The organism is Sphingobacterium sp. ML3W, assembly GCF_029542085.1.
GTDB lineage: Bacteria > Bacteroidota > Bacteroidia > Sphingobacteriales > Sphingobacteriaceae > Sphingobacterium.
This window is the reverse complement of sequence record NZ_CP107036.1, coordinates 3,950,307-3,975,120: the sequence shown is the minus strand read 5'-3', so window position 1 is coordinate 3,975,120 and position 24,814 is coordinate 3,950,307. Positions and strand designations below refer to the sequence as shown.

Here is a 24,814-nt window from a genome sequence, read left to right as displayed (position 1 = left end):
TACTACCTTCATATTGCATTTGTAACCTTGTACCCATAAATCAAATGCACTACTTATGAAAATTAAAGCCAACAATGTCTTTTGGTTGTTATGTGCCATTGCAGCAAGCTCATCAGCTGTTCAAGCCAGACCTCTCACACTCACCAATTCGCAATTTCTACTGGTACAAAATCCTGTTAGAGGCCGTGTGGTCGATGCGCAGGGCAACGCAGTTTCGGGGGCGACGATCCAAAATCTGAAAAGTAAAAAGTCTGTTCAATCCGATGAAAAAGGAAATTTTCAGATCGATGCGGAGATCGGTGATAGACTTGGTATCTCCTATGTCGGATTTAGCAATCTTGTCCAACCTATTGCACAATCCAATGGGCAGCTCTTTGTCCTACAGACCAATGAAAACACGCTTGAAGAAGTAACGATTTCTATCGGTTATCAGAAAATACGAAAATCTGATGTTACCGGTGCAATTGCTAGCGTCAAAGCGGAAGAACTAAACCTCAGTGCACCAAAACTATCCCAGGCTTTAGTTGGTAAAGTAGCCGGCGTACAGGTAATGCAAACAAGTGGTGCCCCTTATGATGGGACCAAGATCCGCGTACGTGGTATGGGATCTATCAACGCAGGTTCGGATCCACTCTATGTTATCGATGGCTATCCTGCTGGAAATAATTTAAATATTAATCCCAATGATATCGAATCCATTGATATCCTCAAGGATGCGGCATCCGCTGCCATCTATGGATCGCGGGCAGCTGGCGGCGTTGTGCTGATCACCACCAAACGCGGTAAAGAAGGTAAAAACAATGTCGATTATGAAGTGCTGGGTGGCTTTGGTCAGCTCTCCAAAAAAATTGATGTTTTGAATGCCGAACAGTTTATCGACCTTTTGATTGATGGTCGTAACAACTCCTACAAAGACCTATTGGCAGCCAAAGGAATTACTTGGAATGACAGCCGCCGTTATGATGATAATAAAACCCGTATCGGCAATGTCGGAAATGCCGGTTCTGTAAGTATTCCTGAAGAATATTATGATTTTGCAACAGGTACAGCTAAACAATCCAAATACGATACCGATTGGCAAGATGCTCTTTACCGTAATGCGCCTTTCCAACGCCATAATCTCTCCACTTATGGCGGCAATGAAAAAAATCGCTACTTTCTAAGTGGCTCGTATCAAAACCAACAAGGTATCATGTTGGGTACAGATCAAAAAGTATTTAACTTCCGAGCTAATATTGACAGTAAGGTTAGTAAAAGACTCACTGTCGGGGCCAATGTTTCCTTTACTTACAACGACAACAACGAAGTGACCACTGGTCGCTACGACCGCAGTCCCTCGATGGCAGCGCTAATCTATCTCCCTACATTGCCCGTATATAACGAAGATGGTTCTTATGCACAATACCTGATGGCCGGGCTTTCTGCAAATAATTATGGTATCCAGAATCCCGAAAATCCATTGGCTTATGTGACTCAGGTCAAAAATAACCGCCGTGGTAAAAAAGGGCTTTATAATGCCTTCGCAGACTTTTCAATTATCGATGGATTAAATCTCAAAGTAAATGGTGGATTGTCTACCTATGATGAAAAATACGATTATTTCCGCCCAACAAGTATTTCTGACGGAAATAATAAACCTTATTCTCCACAAGCAATCACAGCTGCCTATGCGGATGCCAAAACCAAAAATGAGGTGGATAAGCTCCTTGAGACGACATTAAATTATAACAAGACTTTTGGTGAGAAACACCAAATTTCTGCATTGTTAGGTTACTCTGCACAACGGACAGATTTCGATTATCAAGGTGTAAGAGCCAATGGATTTAATAGCAATGCTATTGGTGAAATCACCGATAAAGGTGCTGACCCCTCCAATTTTCAACTATTAAAGGATGATACTTTCAAACGTATTACAACACTTCAATCGTATTTCAGCAGGGTAAACTATAGTTTTGATTCGAAATACTTCCTATCTGCTTCCATCCGTACCGATGGTTCTTCGCGCTTCGGCCCAAATAATAAATGGGGAACTTTCCCTTCCATTTCTGGAGGCTGGACAATTTCCAAAGAGGACTTTTATACAGATTGGTTAGGACAGCAGTCTACGCTGAAATTGCGGGCAAGCTGGGGGCGTAGCGGCAACAATAATATCCGAGAATATCGCTCTGTATCTGTGTTTAATTCCCCAGCAGGTGTGATCTTAGGTGATAAAGTGAGTACGGCATATACTGCCGGTGATCTATATGATCCTAATTTGAGCTGGGAAACGACTTCTCAATATAATGCAGGGTTGGATCTTGGACTCCTGAAAGGGCGTTTGAATGTAATGGCTAATTTCTATTTGAGCCGTTCGTTTAATTTGTTATTCGATCAACCCATTTCTGCGGTATCCGGATCAACGACAATATTGACCAATTTGCCAAATTCCAAAGTGCAAAACAAAGGCGTTGACTTACAGGTGGACGCGACATTGATCCGTAAAAGTGAATTTGAATTGGGCATCAGTGGAAATATTAACGTCAACCGCAATAAAGTCTTGGATTTGGGTGGATCGTCAACGATCTTAACCAATGGTGCCGAACGTTCCTATCTGACCCATATCACACAGGAAGGAAGCCCAATCGGTATGTTCTATGGCTTTAAAGTTCTTGGCGTGGCAACGGAGGACAATTATAAAACAGTAGCGCCATCAGCAGCTTCATCTACGCCGCTGCAACCCGGTGACCTTTATTTTGAGGACGTCGATGGAAACGGTATTGTTAATGATGCAGACAAACGGGTGATCGGTAATCCCCATCCGAATTTTACCTATGGCTTTGCGTTGAGTATGCGCTACAGAGAATTTGATTTACGTGCATCTTTCAATGGATCACAAGGCAATAAAGTACTGGATGGCTATGATTACTACCTCTATAACATGGAGGGGTCTGGCAACCAGTATGCAGATGTTGCACAACGTTACCGATCGGCACAAAACCCAGGTAACGGCAAGGTATACCGTGCTTCCCGCGGTGGTACACAAAGTAACAGTACGCGTCTGTCAGATTTCTACCTACAGGATGGTTCCTTTTTACGTATGACCAATATTGCCCTGGGGTATAATATGCCAAAAAACATCGCTGAAAAATTGAGTTTATCCGGAATACGGGTGTATGCAACGGTGGACAATCCTTTTACGATCTCCAAATACAAAGGCTATAATCCCGAACCGGATTATAACCAACGGGGAAACCTGACTCCGGGTGTCGATTATGGACTGTACCCACTGGTCAGATCCTATAATCTCGGTGTAAAAGTAACTTTCTAATATTCATATTTATAACGCTGTTATGATTTTTCAATCGCAAAATATCGAACGGCTACACTACTAAAAAATACTTCAATGAAAAAAAGATATTTATTACCGCTAGTGCTTTTTGCCCTGTCTTCATGTAGCAAAGATTTCTTAAATCAAAAAGATCCAAACGCCATCCAGATCGAAGACTATTTTAAGTCGGAGAATGACGTGCTTTTAGCTGTCAATGGCTTATATCAAACCCTACGCTCAGGGAGTACAATAGGCGAGGGCAGTACACTATACAACGAAGAACGATCCGATAATACCGGACGTAATGATAATCAGTCCAATGCAGGGGAGCCCTTTCAGTTCAATGACTTTTCACTGCTGCCAAGCAATACCTATTTAAAAACACACTGGGCGGCAATGTTTGCAGGCATTAGTCGTTGCAATGTAATCCTCACACATATCGATGAAGTCTCTTTCTCAAGCGAAGCGCTGAAACAGCGGTATATGGCCGAAACAAAATTTGTACGTGCATTACTGCTTTTCCATATGGTACGTAAATTCGGCGATATTCCCATGTCAACCGTTCAGGTAACCAGCAAGGAACAGGCAAATGAACTCGCATTTCGTCAAAAGGAATCGGTCATTTATCAGCAGATCATTCAGGATCTTACCGACGCCCTTTCCAGTGATTTGCCGAATACACAGGCGGAATATGCCGTGGGGCGGACATCGAAAGCTGCAGTGAATGCTATTTTAGGGCAGGTATATTTGACTTTGGGTGCTACTCAGGCTTCAGGAAGTGCTGAAAACTTTGCAAAGGCTGAGCAATATCTTAGCGCATCCTATGGCATGCGGACTTTCGGTCAATTGAAAGAAATACCATATACCCAAGTATTTGATGTCGGGATGAAAATGCAATGTAAAGAATTGGTTTTTCAAATTCAGTACCTACAGGGGGATCAGAACTACAGTTCGAGTATTGCAAGGAATTATCAGGCAAAAGGTGAATTTATTAATTCGCAAAACAAAGCAACTGGGGGGGGCGAGGTTGTTAAATTGGACCTAATCAAAGACTATGAAGAAGGTGACTTAAGAAAGGATTTCTCCGTCAAATTTGCAAAAGACCCTCAAGTCAACGATTGGTTTGTGACTAAATTTAGGGATAATAGCGTGAAAGCAGGCAGTGCAGGCTGGGGCGGAAATGACTGGATTTTGATCCGTTATGCTGATGTGATGTTATTATTGGCTGAAACAAAATACCATCTGGGTAAAGAAGCTGAGGCTATTGCGCTATTGGATCAGGTGCGCGAACGTGCTGGCCTGTCTTCTTATGCAGCCTCAATGTTAAACAATGACTACCGTACAAAATACCCGACATTAAAGGAGGCGATCTTGCACGAGCGCCGTGTGGAGCTGGCTTTCGAAAATCAACGTTGGTTTGACTTAATCCGGAACTATAATCCGCAGGAATTGGTGACGTACTTTAAAACTAAAAACCAGGCGGATTATGGAAATGCTAAAATCTCCAATATATCCACAAAGGATCGGTACTATCCAATTCCTTTCGATGAATATAAATTGGATCCACAGCGTATGTATCAAAATCCGGGTTATTAATAGAATCGGATATGACAGGTATCATTAAAAAGATCATTTTGTTGACTTTGGGAATATGCGGAATGCATATTTCCAAAGGTCAGCTCAAACCCAATCCTGCCGGTCCGCAGGACTGGGTAATCCGCAAGAATTATTATGCAAGCTATCTGTTGTTAAAGGATTCTGCCTTAACACAGCAGCTTTGTGCGTCTCCAGCTGTTTCAGCATTGTTGAACCAGCGGTTTGACCGTTTTAAGCGAAGTGATCATTGCGCGGATCTCAGCTGTTTTCTGGAAGCTTTTAAATGGAAAAATTCTGAGATCGAACTCATGGCTGAACAAATTTCCAGTCAGATCAAGGGCAACAGGAAATTGGAGGAACTGGTTGAATCAGCTTTGATGCCATCAAAGACTTATGGTATACCAAGGGATGAGACTGCAAAAATGTATCTTAAGAAAGCGCTGTTACAGGACTTTGGTGCCATGAACTATGTTGTTGATGTCTATGGCGGTGGCAAGAAGCCCAACTATCCCAAGATTGATTCAATTTCTTTTGATGTGAATCGTAAGGCTTACCTTCAGCTTTTGGATGATATACGTCAGGATGTGCTAAAAGATATTCCGACTGGTAAGGAGGCGCTTTTTATGACCATGATGACAGCAGTAAGGCTGCTTGAGATCAATGAACGTTGGGATGCCGCGCAATTGGAGCCACTGATAGCACAGGAAAATAAAAAGGCGTTTGAACAAGTGAAAAAAACGGATTTTTCCGCTTACCCTTACAGCCTGTTGCTGACGCTGGGCGCAGGCCCCGAAAACTATGGACAGCCGATCAGTCCCGGCGGAATGTTGCGAGCACGCATGGCTGCCCGTAGTTATTTTGAAAAATTGGCCCCTTTTATTGTACTTTCCGGCGGAAAGGTACACCCCTATAAAACGGCTTATATCGAGGCAATCGAGATGAAAAAATACCTGATCAATGTCATGGGAGTTCCGGAACAAGCGATCCTGATCGATCCGCATGCCCGCCATACAACTACAAATCTGCGCAATACTGCCCGTATACTATTGAACTATGGATTTCCTAAAGATAAATTTGCTATCGTCAACAGCAGTAAGGCACATATCGATGCAGTGGAAAAAATGGCCGACCGTTGTATCCGCGAATTGGGTTATGTACCCTACAGCCTTGGAAAACGAATTTCGGATGTTATCATCGAATTTCAGGCGAAAGAAGAAGCATTCACAATTGATCCGGATGAGCCGCTGGATCCCTAACGGTTCACCTCAGAACTCAGATTGAACGAGAAAAAACAAATCCAACATGTCTTTGTCAACGATGTTGGTAAATATAGAAAAAGGTGTGTGGATTACTTATTTATATACCTTTTTCTATTAAAGATCAATTTAATGTTACCGTCTTTCCTTCTTTCGCAGAACGCTTCGCAGCCTCCAATATCTCAACTACCGTCACATTATTACTGATGGAACCTAGATCGCCTTCAGCTAGCTGCTTTCGGTTTAAAACATGTTCCAAATATTGGATATGGTTTTCAAAATAAGGCTGATCCGTTGGAATAACTGTCGGCTCCTCATTATGCTGTGTATATTTCACCAGTCTTTTATCATTTTGTGCATAGAGTTGGGCCTTTGTCCCAAATACCTGAAGATCTTTTACACTGTAAGGCCATGCCCAAGATGCCTGGATGATACCAGTACTGCCATCGCGGTACTTTAAGATAATGGTCGCATCATCTTCGACTTTGGGATAGATCTCGGGTTTCAGTCGATGTGTAATAGCACTGACAGAAATAGGCCGTTCGCCATTCTTGATCCATGTCATGAGATTGGCCCCATAACAGCCGAAATCCATTAATGCACCACCACCATTTTTTTGCGGCTCCGTTAGCCAATCGAGAAAATAGCTGCTGCAGCCGATCTCTTTGGGCCCTTCATGCCCATCCTTTACAATCATCCGTGTCACACGGCCCACGGCATTTTGCTCCAATAATTGCTTGAGCTGTTGGTTGCTTTTATACCAGGTCGTTTCATAATTGACCAAAAAAAGTGTTTTGTTTTCCCTGGAGAGTGTGGCGATACGTTTGGCATCAGCCAATGTGGTCGCCATTGGCTTCTCCACCATGACCGGTATTTTGAGAGGCAGACAGATTTCCGCTACATTGATATGCTCATTGGTGGGGTTGTAAGCAAGAACCACATCAGGTTTTACTCTTTTTAATAATGAAGAGAGATCTGGGTAAAAAACGGATTTCGGAAGATTGTATTGTGTCTGAATCCTGTCCGCGAGGATACTATTGGACTCTGCTATTCCAATGATCTCGACCTTCTTCTCTTTGTATAAATTCAGCAGGAGATATACATGGTCGTGATTGAGCCCCGCAACAGCGACTTTCAGTGGACTGTCCGCATAAGCAATATGCTGAAATAGCATCGTCAACAAAAAAAATATCTTTACTATATGTTTCATGGTATTCTGTTTAGATTCAATAAAGATAACATTTTGAAATCTTTAAATCCTTTAGTAAATCCAGTCAACCTTTGGATGCGATTGTATTATTTCCGCTACGATATCAAAATAGGTCTGTCCTTTTCCGGCCTGTAAATCACTTAATTTCTGTTGGAAATAAGTCTGATTGAAAGGTGAATTGGCAGCGAGTTTTTCCTGATAGTAGGCGAGGGTGGTTGTCACTCCTAATGCCGCACGGCTGTGATCGATGTCTTTCCAAATGATTGTATGTTTTTTTGCGTTCTGAACTTTTCCAAAGCCACCATAAAGCAGATCATCAAATCCATCCAGACTCCCAATTTGCCAATTCTCATCGGCCATATAGACCCGATTGATTTCGGCGTAAAAACTCGGAATATCCGCAATACATTCGCCTTCAATAACCACAAAACCCAATTCGGGATGAAGAGAAATGAGCTTCGTAAAGTCTGCCCAGAGCTCCGCTACCACAATTGGAAATGGTGCTTTTGACCATTTGTCCACAAACTGAAAAAGGTCTGGCAGGATGGACTCCCGACTACTTTCGCGTAGGCTTGTCAGGGGTTTTGTTAAAGCCTGCTCCTGAAGATTTCCGACCAAAACTTTAGCAATAACTGCGAGTTGATTTCTGCCATTTGTTTCCATCTGCTTCACATTAGATTTACTTATCTAAAGGACTAAAAAAAATTGACTTAACGAAATCGTTTTCGATTTTTTACAAAAAATCCAATACATTTAAGGTTACATTTAGGGATAAATCTAATGCGATGATCTACCGGAAAACGTTCTATCGTATACTTGCGGTGTTGAGTGTACTTTCTCTAGTTGAAATTTCTGTTTTTGCACAGCAGCGGCCCAATGTCATTGTGATTTTGAGCGACGATGGCGGTTATGATGATTTTGGTTGCTATGGTGGTAAGGTGGTGCATACACCGCATATCGATGAGCTGGCTAAACATGGGATTCTTTTTCAGTGTGCTTATGCATCTGCATCGGTTTGCGCACCCTCACGTGCCGGTCTGCTGACGGGGCGGTACCAACAACGCTTTGGGTTCGAACACAATATTTCCAAACGGCCGACGGCAGGAACGACACCAGAAGATATTGGGATGGATACATCGGTGGCAACGATAGCTGATTTTATGAAATACAATGGGTATAAAACCGTAGGTATCGGCAAGTGGCATCAGGGGGACGGCCCCCAATTTCATCCACTTAAGCGTGGTTTTGATCATTTCTATGGTTTTATTGGCGGCGATCGTTCTTATTTTCCAATCCCTGGAAAGGTAAAACCTACGCAGATGCTGGTCGATGATAGTCGTATTGTCCCCGAAGATTCTATTCGCTATCTGACAGAAACATTGACCGACAAGGCAATCTCCTATGTTCATCGTTATCGCCAGCAACCTTTTTTTATGTATTTGGCTTTTAATGCGATACATACTCCTGTGGAAGCTCCACTGACGCAGAATAGTAAATATAGTCATGTTGCAGATCCTTTGCGCCGCGCTTATTTGGCAATGCTGGAGAATATGGACAGCAATATTGGCCGTTTGATAGACCAGCTGAAAAGCGATGGACTTTATGAAAATACCCTGATTATCTTTATGAATGATAATGGTGCGGCTACAAATAATGGCGCGGATAATGGACAGCTACGCGGTTTAAAAGGGTCGAAATGGGAAGGCGGTATACGCGTGCCCATGATTATACAATGGCCGGCACGACTACCGCAGGGAAAAGTAGTCGATGCGATGGTGTCGGGTATGGACATTTTGCCAACCAGTATAGATGCCATACAGGGGAAAAATATTCCCGGACAGCAGATCGATGGACTGAGCCTCCTGTCGGCTTATAAGACAGCGAAAAATGGACACGACTACTTGTTTTGGCGACGGGGAGTCGCTAAAGCGGTCCGTCATGCCGAATGGAAACTGATTGTCGTCAAGGATGATCCGATATTGTTATTTAACTTGAAAAACGATCTGAAAGAACAACATAATCTTGCCGAAAAATATCCCGATAACGTGAATAAAATGTTGGATAAATTGGCTGAGTGGGAAAAAAAGATGACTGCTCCCAAATGGTTGAGTGGAGTTTTGGATAATGATCAGAACCAAATGATGAAACATCGAATGGATGTCATTGGACGGGCAGCAGAAAAGAAATACCCTTAATCGGATTATAATTGGAAAAAGAATGAAAGCTATACTTATATTTTTATTATCATTTGGACTGGTCATGACAAGGGCACAGGACAAGCAAACATTTGATCGCATCAAAAAACATGTGTACGAGGACGAATTGCAAAGTTCGGCTGCTCACGGTGATAAAACCACAATCTGGAGCAATCAGTTGACTGAAGCTGGTACTTGGTCTGATATAGATTACACGAGTAAATCAATTTCACTCTGGCCTCCAGGAGAACACTTGGATCGCTTGAGAGCTTTGATCGTAGCTTATGTATCTCCCAAGAGTAAATCTTATCAGCAAAAGTCGCTTTATGACAAGATTGTACGGGCAGCACAGTACTGGGCAAATAACCGATTTGAATCAACGAACTGGTGGCACAATGAAATCGCTTCTCCTAAAGCAATAGGTGTCTGTCTGATCCTGATGAAATTCGGTCAGGAGAAAATCCCAGCTACAGTGGAAACAGCACTGGTCAAGTTGATGGAGAGAGGGGATCCCTATAAGAAAACGGGCGCGAACAAAAGTGATATTGCCATGCATTATTTCTATCGTGCACTAATCCTCGAAGATACCGGTCTACTGGCTGCTGCTATGGAACAACTGCTTTTTCCCATCCAGTTGGTGGATGGGAAAGAGGGCTTACAATATGATTTCTCTTACTTACAACATGGACCACAATTGTATATTGCAGGCTATGGTGAAGAGTTTTTAAAGGGGATTTCTAAGGTAATGGCCTATGTCCGCGAGACACCTTATGCGGTTAATAAGGAGAAATTGGCCCTCTTCGAAAAATTTCTTTTGGAAACCTACCTGCCGATCATACGCTCACGTTATATTGATTTTAATGTGCATGGGCGCGGGATATCACGACCAGATATATTGCGCAAAGATCAGGAAGTCGCCATATTGCAGCAGATGCAATTGATTGATCCAGCTAAAAATGAGATCTGGAAGAAAGGATTGGCAAAATTAGATAGTATACAGGCTTTTAATGCAGAAGATCAATCTCTCCATCGACATTATTGGAAAGGAGACTACACAACACACCTCAGAAAACAGTTTCATTTCAACCTGCGTCTGGCAAGCAAGCGAACCAACAAATCGGAGTCAGGAAACGGTGAAAATATGCTTGGTAAAAATATGACAGATGGTGTAACCAATATTCAGGTATTTGGTCCAGAATACTATAATATCATGCCAGTATGGGAATGGGACAAAATTCCGGGGACAACAACCCGAGATTATCAGGGTGATCAGGAACTGAAAGAACAGTGGGGTGTATTGGCTGCCAATAGTTTCTCTGGTGGGGTCAGCAATGGTACAATCGGCGCATCGGCCATGTCTGTTCAATACGATGGACTGGCTGCACAAAAAGCATGGTTCTTTTTTGATAAGGAGATTGTTTGTCTGGGCAGCGGAATTAACTGTAGTGCTGCGGAGCCGGTCGTAACAACACTGAATCAAACTTGGTTGAATGGCCCTGTCGTATGGAATGGAAAAGAGCAGATGTCAACCGATTCACTGGTTCGAAATGTCAAACAAGGTGAATATGTCATGCACAATCAGGTCGGCTATTACTTTCCAGAAGCGATGAAAATCGCTCTGACGGCAAAGGAACAATCGGGCTCTTGGTACCGCATCAATCGTTCCCGATCAAAAGATGCTGTACATGGTAAGGTATTTAAGTTATCGGTTGAGCACGCAGCGAAACCTATAAATGGAAGTTATGCTTATATCGCGGTACCTGGTGTGGATCAGATCGATAAGCGGGCTATGCAGCAGCTAAAAATTTGGCACAATACGCCTGCGATTCAAGCTGTAGAACATCTGGGTCTGGCCGCTATTCAGGCCGTGTTTTATGAGTCTGGTACCTATCAAATTGGAGCTTGGTCTATTCAGGTGGATAAGCCTGTTATTCTGCAAATCACAAAGGGAAATAGCGTCTTCAAGCTGGATGTGGCAGATCCACTGCAACAGGGAAAAGCCGTACGTATTCATCTCATCAATAAACGTGCAAAAGTAAATCAGACTGTTGAGATAAAGCTGCCGCAGGCTGAGTACGCGGGTAGTACCTCATCAGAAACAATCCCGACGGGTAACAAATAAAGATTTAATTCTTTCGAATTGCCGTGAATATTAAAAAGTAAGGTCCAAGTTCTCCACAGAACTTGGACCTTGTTCATTCGTGAAACTGAGGTTTCAAAATATTAATTGGCGTTGCTTGCCCAAAATCAGCTTTTGATACAGCCTATTTTTATTATTTTTTGAGTTGTTCCAATCGAGTTAGACCTTCGAGATAATAATAATCTGCATAGGTCAAAGGGACATCAATTTCGGAGTGATGGGGCAGACTGCCAACACTATGTTTGAGCAAGAAACCTCCGTTGCTTGCGTATTTGGCAAAATAACCTGCTCCTGATAGTGTCTGTAGACTTTCCTTGGCAAAAGCTAAATAGGATTTACTTTCTGCTCCAGAAGTTAAGGTAGATAGTTCAACGAGTGCCGAAGCGACAATGGCTGCTGCTGAGGCATCACGAGGGACGTAATTGAGCTTTAACGTTGAAAAATCCGCATCTGATTTATATCCCTGTTGTCCAGCATTGAAATCCCAGTAAGGGATTTTATCTTTTGGAAGATTTTTGTGGGTCATGTAAAATTTAGCTGCTGCCTGTGCTGTTTTGAGAAACTCTGGTTTTTTTGTCTCCCGATACATCATGGTAAATCCGTAGATAGCCCATGCCTGTCCACGTGCCCAGGTTGAATTATCGGCATACCCCTGATTTGTCTGTTGATGGATTGCTTTTCCGCTGGCATCATAGTCTACAACATGGTAGGTGCTATAGTCTGTGCGGAAATGGTTTTTCATGGTTTGTGTTGCATGACTGATGGCCACATCTTTATATTTAGGATCACCTGTCAGATCCGAAACGTAACACAGCATTTCTAGGTTCATCATATTGTCAATGATGACCGGGTATTTCCAAAGTGTTTTGCCATCCCATGACTTTTTCTCATTCCATGACTTGATGACACCGACCTGTGGGTTAAAGCGCTTTAATGCGGTATTGGCTGAATGGACAAGGATGGCTTTATAATCGGCAATTTTTTTCTGATCCTTGAGGTATTTAATTGCCGTGCCATAGGAACAATACATGACAAAACCAATATCGTGATGTTGGTCCAAGTCCTTCGCTTTTTCGAGTGCTTCGGTCCATTTTATCGCTTCTTTCTCCGTTTCTTTATTGTGTGTGTGGTTGTAGATATACCATAGTGAGCCAGGGAAAAAACCTCCTGTCCAATCCCATTCATCGGTTCCGCGCAATTGTCCGGAAGGAGTCAATGTACGTGGGAACTTATGGTCTTTGTCAGCTTCTTTGGCCAAAAATTGATATTGTTTCTCTGCAGCGTTGAAGCTAGCATCGATGAAGTTTGGCTTTTGGTCGATAAAGCTGAGCGCAAAAAGCCCAGAAGCGATAAGAAGGATTGTTTTTAAACTGGTTTTTCTTTTTTTCATCTGCATAAATTATTTGTTCATCTATTATTTTATGATTAGGGTATTCATGAACTCTCTTCGTTTGGTTCACTTGTTTCACGCTGCCTTCGGTTTACTCGGCTCATGTTACTTTCGATAGTTTCATAACAGCGTATATTCCTAGTAAGTTACGTAATAATCTTTTGGAAAGGGTAAACCTGCAAAAGCTTTTTGTGAGCTCCATTGCGCAGCAGCGTCAGACCAAAAAGCATGCGTTGGCGGAAGCCCTAAGGGTAGAAATGAGAGGGAAGCAGTATAGAGCGAACCCGAGTTGGTATAACTGTCTGCTATATTTCCCTGATCGGCATTGAGAAATCCGAGGGCCATCCAACCATCCTCATGAAAAATGCGATCAGCATAGATGTGCTTGAGGACTGCTGTCAATGCCGCGCGTACTTGCCCATTGGAGAGATCCGTGGGGAGCTTTCCATCGAGTGCGACTGCAGCGAGCGGTTGAAAGGCTGCATTTCTATACGTTGCACTCCGCCCAACAACAGGGTAGGTGCCTTCAGGTGAAATCATGCGCTCCAGATGATGTGCATAACGTTGCATACGTTTGTAAGCGCGGTCATACATGGGTTGGTACTTCGCATCAGCACTAAGATTATTTCTTAAGGTCTCCACTTGCATGCAATGGATGACATAACCATTGTAATGATCAAAGCTAAATCGCGCACCATCACTATACCATCCGTCGCCGACGTACCATTCCTGATCAAATTTGTTTACCGCATAGTCTATTTTATCACGGGCACAGTCTTCACCGATACTGTAGAGAAAAGTTTCGGTCATCGCGGCAAACAAAAGCCAGTTGCTTTCGTTGGGTTTGATCCAGCGTAAGTGTTTGAATTCGGTAATGACCTGTTGCTTTGTTGCTTGCGGCAGCGGATCCCATAATGCTTTTGGGGCACGCATAAATGCCTGCGCTAAATGTGCTGCATCAACCAGAGGTTGCTTGGATTTGCTACGCCAGGAGAAATAATCTGCCGAAGCAGGATTTACACCATGTTGTATGCCCAGTAAGGCTTGTTGTTTAAATTGAGTGCGTATCTTCCCTTCTGCGGTTTTATCGTCTGGCAGGGCCAACCATGGAGCCATACCGGACAATAATCGGCCAAAGGCTTCCAAATAACCCACACTGGGATCTATATAGTCATAAGTTTCACTTTTAACAATTGGCATCTCCGCGCGAAAACGCTCTTTGCTGATACGATCGAGAATAGGGCTGGCCATTTTTGTTAAAATAGACACCCAATACGCACGATCGTCAGTAGAAGGTTGCGCCGTTGAGCCAATGGATTGACTACGACCAAGCAGGGAGCTGTTCATTAGTGCTCCTGCAGTAGTTAATGTTACGGCTTGAATCCAATTTCTTCTTTTCATTTGGCTTTTTTAATGATAAAATTATATTTTCCTGTCGATTTAATGCTTTTGGCCTTGAGGCTGATGCGGTAAAGCCGCTCACCCCATACCTGGCTCAGACGTGGGTCGTCCTGCGGAATAGATTCGTAGGAAGCAACAAACTGTCCATCGTTAAAATGAAGCACTGCCAGACCATCACCTAAGGTTATTACTCCCTTTGTAATCTTTGGCTCTTTTGCAACCAAAAAGTGGATTATATTTGCCTGTGTTGGATTGCTGATCTTAAACTCGTCCGCTATGGTCAGACCGTCAGCTGCAAGGCGGTAACTTCTATTCCAATGTTCGATATTGGCTGTTCTTGGATAGGCTTTCCCGATATCGAGCTGGAATTTATTTTGTTCATGTAGGAATACCACATTTTCGGCCTTGTACTCTTTGCCGAACGCCTGATCAGTACCATTGATCTGTGGAAGGTTGTGGTAGGCACCCTGCATGGTCCAGATACTATAGCGATCGTCACTAAATGTTTTCTTCGTGTAAGTTCCTACACCCGCATCAATAAAAAGGGGTTGCTGATCCTGGTATAGAATAAAGCTCCCGACATCGTTATGGTTGTGGCTCTCATTATTAAAACCACCTTTGGCGGCGAAGAAAAAACCTTCCTTTTTCAGATAGAGAAACTGCGTTTCCGGATACCACTTAAATGCATTTTGTGGAAGTGCTGCCTGTGTGTGCTTAAGCTGCGGAAAACAGCGTAGATCTTCAAATGCACGGAAGATATCCCGTGAGGGTCTAAAGTCCGCACCTTTACCACCAAGATCTGTCATGTATCGCGCAAATTGCATCATTTCAGTACTATGTACATCTTGCCCATAACGATAGATGAGAAGAGGATCTCCACCGCCTTTGGCTGAGGCATCGGCAAAATTGACCACCCATCTGTCACCACCGATATACGATTGTGCGATGTATTCACCCATATCACGGATAAGCGGCTTGTCGAAGATACTGACCTTGTTTTGTGTTGCCAGGGAAAGGATCTTGAGGTAATCGTACAATTTACCGGCGGCGTGCCCCCAATAGGATGGACCTTCCTCACAGGCACCATCTTTTTTGATATAATCTATAAAGCGATCGACCGAAGTCATTGTTTTATAGATGCCAGTCAGTTGAACATCCGGATTGTCTTCTATCAGCAGCAGGCAGGTGAGCACATTAAAATTGCACCAGGGATTCCAGTTGTTGACCAATTGGTTTCCTTTGAGTTCAAAGCCCTGCCACCACATATCATTGCGGTCCAGATAAGGCTGTATAATGCGTTGTTGGATGTGCTGTTTTAAGCGTAGACTAATTTCCGGATTGATAGTATTGAAGGTGTCCCGAAAGAAATAATGTATCCACGAAAGTAAGGATCCTACATCGCCGGCCATGAGGTCAATGACATGTGTCCGTTCTTGTGGTAGGGATCTTTTGCTGGATTGGAAAGCTGGTAGGTGTGCCGATAATGACCAGGTAGACATCTCGGTCATGTGCCAGGTACCGTTTAAAATCTGATCGATATAACGTCCTTTCCCCTCAGCTAGCTCAGCTAATAGCAAGTTTGTAAGCGCGGTACAGTTTTCGTTCATCGGCTTTTCCATCATGCCGCGGTTGCCTGAGCGTTCATATTCCAGATAATCTGTTGCCTTGACCACCTGCCATTGATAGTCGAGTGCTTTGTCGCCTTTCGCAACAACCTGCTCCCGGAAGGGTGCTATCAGCTGATCCCATGCCTTACGATCGGAATAACTTGGATAGGGAATCCAGGACTTATCCCGGCTCAGGTTGATCTTGAGATCTTCCTGTTTAAAAGTGCCTGTGAGTAGCTTTAATTCTTTTCCCAGTAGCCTCTGAAAAGAGAGACTACTGAGAAAGAAGAATAGGATTAGATATATTCTCATGTTTACCAATCTTGATTTTGTGGCAGAAGTGCCGCGTTCATCTCTATTTCTTGTCCCGGTACCGGCCAAAGCTTATGTCGGGGTTGATACCCTCTGGTAACGAGATTGTCGCCAGTAACACCTTTTTCAATAATGCCCTTCGACACATCTTCCAGTAGATTCCAACGCTTGAGATCAAAATAGCGCCATCCTTCGCCTGCTAATTCTACTGCGCGTTCGTGTTGGATACGTTTACTCATTTCCGCTTTACTGTTCACGACCAGGAATGAACTGCCGCTATTCAGTGCAGGCATTTTCGAACGTGTACGTACCTTATTCAGTTCCGTGATTGCCTTGTCCAGCTGATTGGTTTCATTATAGGCTTCGGAAAGCATCAGAAGCACATCTGCCAAACGAAGGATCGGGAAATTGATCGGTGTATGAGCACGATCGGTAATCGCTCCTTTCAGATTGCCTTCAGGTACGAATTTGCGCCATAGGTAGGTATACCAGCCCCGATTATTACGGATCTGCCCGAAATTTTCATTTACCCCTGTTGCAAGAATAAACTGCATGTCACGTTCTTTGTTGGCGTTCCAGCCCAAGTAGTGTGAATAAGGGACAATAAGTGTTTGATTCATCCGTGGATCCCGGTTGGCATAGATCTGACGTAGCTTGGCTGTGTCGGGTACCTTTGTCAGCACACCACCCGATTGTGTGGATTCCATCGCTTGTTTTTTAACGGCATTGTCTGCATTATAATTTGGGAAATGGTCATTCCAGTTGAACGGACTTCCGTCTCGGTTTTCGTAACGGTCTGCAAGCCGTGTGCTTGGCATACAGTTGTTCCAGTCACTGCCAAAAGTTGATCTCGTTCCCATATAGAAAGCCATAGGCATGCCATAAGGAAATCCTGTTCCGCCCATGTTCTGTATAGCAAAGATCATTTCAGGAGCCTGATCCCCTTCCATGGTAAACAATGCCGCATAATTAGCACTGAGGTTATAACCGTAAGTGTTGGTTTTGTTATAGACAATTTCTTCAAAATCCCGGATTGCTGATGTCCAATCTTTATTGTACAGGGCTACTTTGCCTCTCAAAGCATAGGCTGCACCCTTTGTGATTCGACCATAGTGTTTTGCGTCATACGTTACAGGTAATTTATCGATAGCATAGTTGAGGTCCGCAAGGATGAATTTCTTGACATCTTCAACGGAAGAACGGCTATTTTTGAGTGAACTAAAATCTCTGTTCAGATCAACTGTCTCGTCATATATTGGCAAAGCTCCATAAAGGTTTGTCAATTGAAAATACATTAGCGCACGGAGAAATTTTGCTTCGGCAATAAAACCTTCCTGTTTGGCTTTTTCTATGGTCATCGGCTGAATATGGGCGATGGCATGGTTACAGCGCTGGATCAGGTCATATCCGGCCTGCCACCTTTCCACAATAACGGATGAGCGGTCTGTAAATGTACCGCTGATGACTTCGCCTAGGCCTGGAGGATCATAGCCCAGCCCAATATCACTGAGCCCATCATAAGAAAATTGTAAACCGAAGGTCGCTTCCTTTTTTAGATCATTATAACAACCTAATATGCCAGCGAGCGCCTGGTCTTCATTTTGCCAGAATGTATCGGCACTGACCTGACTGTAAGGTGTTGTATCGAGCTTATAACAAGATGATAATGCAATGCATCCAGCTATGAGTAGTGAAATCTTTTTCATGATATTTGACAACTTAAAATGTTAAACTAAGACCGAAGACAGCCTGTTTCATTGTTGGGTAATTGGTGCCACTCACCTCGGGGTCGAACCCTTTGTAACTAGTAATCGTCCAGAAATTTTCCAGCGATCCAAAAACACGTAGATTCTGAACCTGGATCCGTTTGGTAATCTCATTCGGAATGGTGTAGCCGAGTTGGATATTTTTTACACGGATAAAAGCTTTGTTCTGTAACCAGAAATCACTGTTTCTGGTGTTTCTTGTATCTGTGTATGGCAAGAGTCGTGGATATTTGGCATCAGTAGCTCCATCTGTCCATCTGCCATCCGCGATTTCCTGGTTGATCTGGTAGCCCCAACGTACAGTTGGTGTGTAATAATTATCTATCCAAATAGCCTTATTGCCTGCATTACCCTGTAGAAAAACCGAAAAGTCAAAACCTTTATAATCAAATCCCATATTAAAGCCATAAGTGATCCTTGGCGCAGTACCATGCCCGACAGGTACCCGGTCATTGTCGTTAATGATGCCATCGCCATTGGCGTCCTTATAGAGTAAATCGCCTTTCTTTGGTGTCCCATAGGAGGCAAATGGGTTTACTTTTTGGTTTGTATTTGGATCAGTAGGAGCATTGTCGATCATTTGTTGTACGAGTTGCATGTCTGCGTCTGTCTGCAAGATGCGATCGGTCAACAAAATATACTGCGTGTTGATGGCATAGCCCTCTTGTAAAAGATTCGCTCCTGAAATAGATTTGTCGTTGCCTTTAAATTTGACCACTTTATTGTCAATGAAGGTGAAGTTACCACCGATGTTGAATTTGAAATCATCCCCAATTTTGTCGCGGTAGTTGAGGTTAAGTTCGATACCATTATTGCGGACTTTTGCTGCGTTGGTACGTGGTATGCTTGCATTTCCGACAACTAAAGGTGCTGGTAGGTCGATCAGGATATTGTCTGTTACTTTATTGAAAACATCAATTGAACCGCTCAATTTGTAATTGAAGAGGTCAAAATCCAGACCCGCATTCAGGATATAGGTATTTTCCCAGGTCAATAAAGGGTTGCTCAAGACAGTCTGGGCAAATCCGACATAAAGCTGATTGTTCAGGATGTAATTGGCCGGATTGTATAGTGTCTGATATTCGTAGTTGTTAATATTAGCGTCTCTGCGGAAAGATGCGTCTGAAGTACCATTGTTGCCCAATGCACCATAGGAGGCACGGAATTTAAGACTTGGCATCCATTTGACATCGTAGAAATCTTCGGAAGAGATTTTCCATCCGAAAGATGCCGAAGGGAAGGTACCCCATCTGCTTTTTCCTGTCATAAAGCGCGATGAACCGTCGGTACGGAGATTGGCTTCCAAGAGGTATTTATCATCCCAGGAGAGGTTGAGTCGCCCAAAGAAGGAGCGCATGGCCCAATCCGTGGTGTTGCCGGAGGCGGAAGCATCCATTGTCGCCGCATTTAACACCGTCAGTGAAGGATCGACAAGATCCAGTTTGGATGCCGCAAACCAACCATCTTTAAAATATTCCTGGCTGGCACCTACCATCACTTCATAATTTAATTTATCAAATAGCTTATTCTTGTATTTGGCAACTCCGTCCATATAATAACGATATGATTTAACAGACTCGTTGGTAACAGAGGAACGCCCAGTGCCAGCGGTGGCGACGGTATTAGTCAAGAAGTCCCAACGATCGTTGAACACAGGCTGCGAATAGATAAAATCGTCGTCATAAGTATAGGTGTACGATCCTTCGATAGAAAGGCCTTCAATAGGCTTTAACTTTCCATAAAATCGGGATACAAAACGATTCTTATTAATATTGCCTTTTTGAGCATAGAGGCGGTGAAGCACATTGTTGGATTGCGGGTTCTCTTCCGGATTGCTGGGCGAACCAAACCGGCCGTCCGGAGCCCTTAGCACCATACCTGGGGTACTCGCTCCCGCAAAGGTGAATACATCATCAATGATATTGGTGCCGATATCGGTCTTTGAGACGACACCATTGATATTCGCTCCAAGCGTAAGCCAGGGTTTTACATCGGCTTCGAGGTTGATGCGACCAGTATGACGTTTGTAGGTAGCTTGTTCAATAACACCGGGATTATTTAATAGACCATAGGAACCGAAAAATTTAATTTTTTCACTTCCACCTGTAAAGGACAGATTGTGGTTTTGGCTGATCTTATTTTGAAATAGTTCAGACACCCAGTCTGAATTGGGATATTTCAACGGATCTTGCCCTGAATTTTGTCGCCAAAGATCTATTTTTTCCTGTGAAAATGTAGGTTTCGCATTTGGATCGCCATTTTTGTACCCTTCATTAATCAGCTCCATATAATTGGCATAGTTGGAAACCATTTGGATGGTATTGGAAGGTTTCTGGCTAGAGAAATAATTATTATAGGTAACCTTAAACTGTTCGGTCTTTCCCTTTTTCGTCGTGATGAGGATAACACCATTGGCTGCGCGTGAACCATAGATGGAAGCTGAAGCTGCGTCTTTCAATACCGACATACTTTCGACGTCCTGTGGATTGATTAGATTCATATCACCGATAACACCGTCGATCACAACAAGTGGATTCGAATTGTTTAATGTTCCCTGACCACGTACCCGAAGAGTACCACCATCGCTCCCCGGTCTACCTGAACCTTGATTGACATATAGCCCCGGTGCCTGACCTGCTAAACCCGCAGATAGGGAGGTAACGGGCCTGCTTTCCAGGACTTCCGACATTTGAACAGAGGAGACGGAACCTGTCACATTCTCTTTTTTCTGCGTACCGAAACCAACGACGACAACTTCTTCAAGTCCTTTAGATTCTTTATCCAGGGTGATTGTTAAAGGTGAACCGGCATGGGCAACAGTTTCGATGGTTTTGTAACCAATACTTCTTACCACCAAGATGACATCTTTCTGTTGGCTATTGAGTTCAAAAAAACCGGTTGCATTAGTCGATGTGGCTTGATTGGTCCCTTTGATTTGGATCGTCACATTTGCTATGGCCTTACCTTCACTATCTACGACTTTACCTTGGATAGAACTCTGTTGTATGGCTAGCGAAAGCTTGCTATGTGTAAATTTAGGGGTCAACGGGGCGGCGTGGGAAGTTGCCAGATTGGATACGACCAACAGGCAGGATAATGGGATTGCCGCTTGCACCCAGCGATTTTTCGCAACGGATGCATTTTGGATCTTGATCATAGGCTTTGTTAGATTTAATTGGATGAAAAAATGAATTTTCTGTACTGTGAATTTACAGCATTCAGTATAAACGATTCTGTCATTTCGTCGCAATCGTTTTCGTAAAGAAATCAGTATGCTTCTAGCTGAATTTATGCTGAAAAGAAGCCAGATATAGGCAGTGAAATTGTATTTATTCCGTAAATTGATGGTTAATGGTAGCGGTTTGCATTTGTTTATCGTTAACAATGAAAATTATATAAACCTATTTCTTTTATGATTACTATCAAAAAACTGTCGTTATTGTTATGTTTGTCGATCGGGGGCTGTCTCGTACACGCACAAACTAAATGGAATGTGAAAGCAGGCCTGAACTTCTCGAATATCGATGCAAAAAACAAGGATGGTAATAAAGCAAATACGGAATCCGTCGGAGGTCTGTATTTAGGAATTGGTCCGTCGATAAGAATGAGCGAGCGTTTCGCTATTGAGCCGGCGGTTGTATTCGCTAAACGGGGCTTCGAACGAAATGAAGGTAAAATCATAGGCTGGGGCAATAATTTTAAGGCTAATACTTCCTATCTGGAATTACCCATTGATGTTGTTTTTAATTCACCAATCGGTAACGATCACCTGCAATTTGGACTTGGGCCTTATATAGGCTTTGGATTAGGGGGGAAATGGAAAACTCCAGAAACAGTCTATATTGATGATATCGGTATAGGTCAGAAAGGTGATATTAAGTTTCAAAATGATGCCAGTATAGCGGATTATGGAGATTATATTCTTGGAAAATCGTTTGATTACGGTGTTCGGGCCAAAGTGAACTATCTATTCAGGGGACATTATCTTGTTGGTATGGAGTTTCAAAAAGGGATTGCTAATTTGGAATCAAAATGGGGCGATTATAAACCTGGGGGATCACTAAGAAATCGTTCATTAGGAATTTCTTTGGGTTACAAGTTTTAGAAACTATTTTTTTATTATAGCTATAAGCCTGTATTTAAAAAGATTGATTCCTAAAATGATTTTAAGAATCAATCTTTTTATATCGTAAGTCTATTCGAGTCTATTATATGTAGCGTTTAGAATTCGATCCTATAGTTAATGGTCGGTATGATACCAGTCCATTTTTGCGGCTCGATAATACGTTTGCTGAAATTGTAATGCATCCCGACAGTATTCTCTCTATTGAGGATGTTTTGAATATCCAGAATAAGGAGATGACTCACTTTTTTACGATTTATTCGATAGGTCGATGAAAAATCAAGTCGAATATAAGGATCGGCAGTTAACGTATTAATCCGGCTTTGATCGATGATTTCCTCATCTAAACGCAAGGATTCATCTTCCAGAACCGGTGAGTATTTTCTCCCGCCGGCATAGATCAGTTTTGCATTCATACCAAATAGGTTGTTTTTATTCTTTCCTACTGTCCATTCTTTTCCCAATAATAGATTACCAACATAGCGTGTATTGAATGTTGTATTGTATTCTTTACCATTGAGTGCTTTGAATTTGGAATCAAATACCGAAGTGGTGGCCATAAAATAATAGCCTTTGCTGAGTGATTTTTCAACCGTTAACTCAATACCATAATTTCTGCCTGTACCTTTATTGACCAGTTGACGATAGGTTGATGTACCAATAGCTGAAATATCTGATACGTTGAGTAGGGAGAAATTCATTGCTGGATCTGAAGAAACCGGGACATTATATAGATGTTGATAATAGACTTCGGTCTTAACCCGGAGTGTCCGGCTTAGATTCTTTTCATACCCAACAACAGCCTGAGCAGACTTGGTAGGAGATAGTGCGGTATTGTCTGTTGTATTTTGTCCGGTTCCGCTCTTGGCAAAATAATAACTGAGTGGTTCTAAACGATTGTAAAGCCCGGTACCAAAGGATATCGTCTGGTCTGCTGCGACCTTCCAGTTTAAGCCCAATCGGGGTTCTGCAGTCCAGCTTTTACTTAAGGCAAAATAGTTGGCATGTACACCCGTATTTAATGTCAGACGGTCGGATAGTTCAGTTTTGAGTTGTGCAAAGGCGTCATAGGTACTGGTACTTCCATTTTCATTGATCCGTTCTTTTAATGCCGCGAGTTCGGTATCGTAGGTTAGCGCATAGAGATCATAGCGAAGCAGGCTGGCATTGATACCCGCACGGATCGTGTTTTTGATGCTCGCTCTATAATTGAGGCTTCCAGCATAACGGATTGCGGTATTTGTAAATTTATCTTTGTGATATAGGCTAGTTACATAATCCTGTGTCAGGGTATCTGTTTTATTGGAATTGCGGCTGATTGATGCCGAAATAATATTGATGAAATACAGCCTATCATTGGCGATATATTGATGTTTTAGTCCAGCACTTCCGGCGTTAAATCCCAGGTTCATGTCCTGTGCATCTGTGCGTTCCTCCCATTCCTGAAAATTGCGTTTAGCAGTTTCTTTGACTGTTCCCAGACCGCCTATCCCAAACAATGAAAATGTTCCGGCCTTTTTGGTTGGAAATACAAAATTGAAGGAGAGGTCCTGATATTTTGGGATACCGGTATCCGAGACTTTTACACCTACTTTTTCCAATAGACTCAATGAGGAGTACCGGTAGCTGATTAAATACGATGCATCGCTTCCTTTTTTGAAAGGACCTTCTAAAGTTGCACCTACCCCCAACACGCCGACATTGAATGTGTATTCGCGTTTATCGGTATTTCCCCTTCTAAATCTAAGGTCAAACACCCCCGATATGGCGTTGTTGTATTCAGCGGCCAGTCCACCTGTATAGAAATCAGATTTTCCCAAAACCATGGTATTAAGCATGCTTATCCCCCCACCAGCGGCTCCCTCGGCACCAAAGTGGTTGGGATTTACAATTTCAATCCCTTCCAATCGCCACTGTAAGCTTTTAGGTGAATTTCCGCGCACAATAATCTCATTATCGTCACCACCAGCGACGACTCCGGGAAAGCTCTGTGCCATTCTTGCGGGGTCAAAGAAAGCCCCAGCATACCGATTGGTCTCCTCTGGTGAAAATGAGCGACCACTGGTCATTGCCATTTGATTTAAAGGTTGCTTTCCCGTATTGGCGTAGACGACAGCTTCGTTCAGCGTGTTTGCCTGCGGTTCCATTTCAATGTTAAGTATATTCTCACGCCCGGATGTAATGAGCAATTCTGATAATTCTTCCTGTCGGTAGCCTGCCATGCGTATTTGCAGGACTTGGCGCCCTACAGGAACTTGCAGCAACCTAAATATGCCTTGCTGATCTGTACTCACAGATTTTGTATTGCCATTGGAGGACAGTACAATAGTAGCACCAACAATTGGAAGTCTTGTATTTTTGTCCAGGACAGTACCTTTGACAGTCTCGGTCACGACCCGTCGGTTTGTCTTCGTCGAATCTTGTGCCTGGGCAAGTGATTGCGTGGCCTGAGTCGCCAGCGCAATTATTAAGATTGATGTTAGTTTCATATTGATTAAGCTTTATCTCTAT

14 protein-coding genes are annotated in these 24,814 nt (G+C 43.0%); 6 read left to right on the top strand and 8 right to left on the bottom strand.

The features are described 5' to 3' along the window. Positions 1-55: 55 nt before the first annotated feature. The 3 genes from OGI71_RS16805 to OGI71_RS16795 all read left to right on the top strand — a co-directional run bounded on the left by OGI71_RS16805 (position 56) and on the right by OGI71_RS16795 (position 6,159). The gene (locus OGI71_RS16805) at positions 56-3,307 is read left to right on the top strand and encodes a TonB-dependent receptor (protein ID WP_282250428.1); all 3,252 of its coding nucleotides are present in this window, start codon (positions 56-58) and stop codon (positions 3,305-3,307) included. Positions 3,308-3,382: 75 nt separating this feature from the next. Then, positions 3,383-4,903: a RagB/SusD family nutrient uptake outer membrane protein gene (locus OGI71_RS16800; RefSeq protein ID WP_282250427.1), complete on the top strand. Its 1,521-nt coding sequence runs from the start codon at positions 3,383-3,385 to the stop codon at positions 4,901-4,903. A gap of 11 nt (positions 4,904-4,914) precedes the next feature. Continuing rightward, positions 4,915-6,159 carry a YdcF family protein gene (locus OGI71_RS16795; RefSeq protein WP_282250426.1) on the top strand — a complete coding sequence of 415 codons (1,245 nt, stop codon included), beginning with the start codon at positions 4,915-4,917 and terminating at the stop codon, positions 6,157-6,159. Positions 6,160-6,283: 124 nt separating this feature from the next. On the opposite strand, the gene OGI71_RS16790 is transcribed toward OGI71_RS16795, so the two are convergent. Then, on the bottom strand, positions 6,284-7,369 hold the full coding sequence (locus tag OGI71_RS16790; RefSeq protein WP_282250425.1) for a Gfo/Idh/MocA family oxidoreductase: 1,086 nt from the start codon (positions 7,367-7,369) through the stop codon (positions 6,284-6,286). Positions 7,370-7,420: 51 nt separating this feature from the next. Beyond that, positions 7,421-8,032, bottom strand: coding sequence for a hypothetical protein (locus OGI71_RS16785; protein WP_282250424.1), 612 nt, complete (start codon positions 8,030-8,032; stop codon positions 7,421-7,423). 122 nt (positions 8,033-8,154) lie between these two features. Between OGI71_RS16785 and OGI71_RS16780 the strand changes: the two genes are divergently transcribed. Continuing rightward, positions 8,155-9,564, top strand: coding sequence for a sulfatase-like hydrolase/transferase (locus OGI71_RS16780; RefSeq protein ID WP_282250423.1), 1,410 nt, complete (start codon positions 8,155-8,157; stop codon positions 9,562-9,564). 22 nt (positions 9,565-9,586) lie between these two features. Then, on the top strand, positions 9,587-11,686 hold the full coding sequence (locus OGI71_RS16775) for a polysaccharide lyase 8 family protein (protein ID WP_282250422.1): 2,100 nt from the start codon (positions 9,587-9,589) through the stop codon (positions 11,684-11,686). 151 nt (positions 11,687-11,837) lie between these two features. Here the strand turns inward: OGI71_RS16775 and OGI71_RS16770 are convergent, their stop codons facing one another. The 5 genes from OGI71_RS16770 to OGI71_RS16750 form a co-directional block, all read right to left on the bottom strand. After that, positions 11,838-13,094: a glycoside hydrolase family 88 protein gene (locus tag OGI71_RS16770; RefSeq protein ID WP_223583804.1), complete on the bottom strand. Its 1,257-nt coding sequence runs from the start codon at positions 13,092-13,094 to the stop codon at positions 11,838-11,840. Positions 13,095-13,232: 138 nt separating this feature from the next. Beyond that, positions 13,233-14,495 carry a DUF2264 domain-containing protein gene (locus tag OGI71_RS16765; protein WP_282250421.1) on the bottom strand — a complete coding sequence of 421 codons (1,263 nt, stop codon included), beginning with the start codon at positions 14,493-14,495 and terminating at the stop codon, positions 13,233-13,235. Then, positions 14,492-16,414, bottom strand: coding sequence for a heparinase II/III family protein (locus tag OGI71_RS16760; RefSeq protein WP_282250420.1), 1,923 nt, complete (start codon positions 16,412-16,414; stop codon positions 14,492-14,494). The genes OGI71_RS16765 and OGI71_RS16760 overlap by 4 nt, the downstream gene beginning before the upstream one ends. A 2-nt stretch (positions 16,415-16,416) precedes the next feature. After that, a complete protein-coding gene (locus OGI71_RS16755) occupies positions 16,417-18,120 on the bottom strand; it encodes a RagB/SusD family nutrient uptake outer membrane protein (RefSeq protein WP_282250419.1) in 1,704 nt (567 codons plus the stop codon). A gap of 13 nt (positions 18,121-18,133) precedes the next feature. Beyond that, a complete protein-coding gene (locus tag OGI71_RS16750; RefSeq protein ID WP_282250418.1) occupies positions 18,134-21,337 on the bottom strand; it encodes a TonB-dependent receptor in 3,204 nt (1,067 codons plus the stop codon). A 255-nt stretch (positions 21,338-21,592) separates the two neighbouring features. On the opposite strand from OGI71_RS16750, the gene OGI71_RS16745 reads away from it, so the two are divergent. Further along, a complete protein-coding gene (locus OGI71_RS16745; RefSeq protein WP_282250417.1) occupies positions 21,593-22,285 on the top strand; it encodes an outer membrane beta-barrel protein in 693 nt (230 codons plus the stop codon). A 116-nt stretch (positions 22,286-22,401) separates the two neighbouring features. Here the strand turns inward: OGI71_RS16745 and OGI71_RS16740 are convergent, their stop codons facing one another. Next, on the bottom strand, positions 22,402-24,792 hold the full coding sequence (locus OGI71_RS16740) for a TonB-dependent receptor (protein WP_282250416.1): 2,391 nt from the start codon (positions 24,790-24,792) through the stop codon (positions 22,402-22,404). Positions 24,793-24,814: the final 22 nt, after the last annotated feature.